We start from the raw sequence: 778 nt of genomic DNA on the forward strand, positions 1-778 counted from the left end.
TCCTGCAGCTGTTCGTGCTGCCGCTTGATGACAACGGCACAGGCGGCATTGCGGCGACGTCGACCATCACCTTGACCGGCTCTGCCACCGGCGCGGGGCAAAACAGCGTGTGGATTGCCGGTGTACGTATTGATGTCGCCGCCGCGAACACCGACACGCCGGACGCGATGGCGAAAAAACTCATTGCGGCCATCAACGCCAACAAGAATCTGCCGGTGACAGCCACTGCCGCCGCCGGTGTGGTCACGCTGACCGCCCGTAACAAGGGCACGTTCGGTAATGAGTTCGGGGTGCGTGCGGCAACCACCGTCCCTGGTGTCGCCGTTGCCGTGGCGGCCGGTACGGCCGGCGTTGGCGACCCGGATGTCTCGGCGGCACTTGCCGTTATCTACGGCTCCGGCTTCAACGTGGTGATTAACCCGTATTCCAGCGACGACTCGCTGACGGCGCTGCGTACCTTCCTGGAATCGGTCTCCGGCCCTTTAGTGCAGCGCGGTGCCGTTGGCGTAGCCGGCTGGCGCGGCACGCTCGCAACCGCCACAACGCTGGCCGGTGACCTGAACGAGGGGCGCATCACGCTCGCCTGGCATAACGGTTCGCAGTTGCCCAATGCTTTCATCGCTGCCGGCTATGGCGCGGTGCTGGCCAGCCAGGACGACCCGGCGCGGCCGTATGACGGTCTGCCCATTACCGGGTTGGATGTCACCGCCCTGGGTAGTCAGCCGGGCGGAACGGAGATTGAGAGTGCGCTGTGGAACGGCGTGACACCGCTCAAGGT

The 778-nt window shown here is 65.3% G+C and carries 1 protein-coding gene; it reads left to right on the forward strand.

Features of this window, described 5'->3' with window-relative positions; genetic code table 11:
* On the forward strand, positions 1 to 778 hold a 778-nt coding region (locus ADK28_RS19450), incomplete at both ends, for a phage tail sheath subtilisin-like domain-containing protein (protein ID WP_048796429.1).

This window comes from Serratia sp. 506_PEND (assembly GCF_001076875.1).
Lineage (GTDB): Bacteria > Pseudomonadota > Gammaproteobacteria > Enterobacterales > Enterobacteriaceae > Serratia > Serratia marcescens.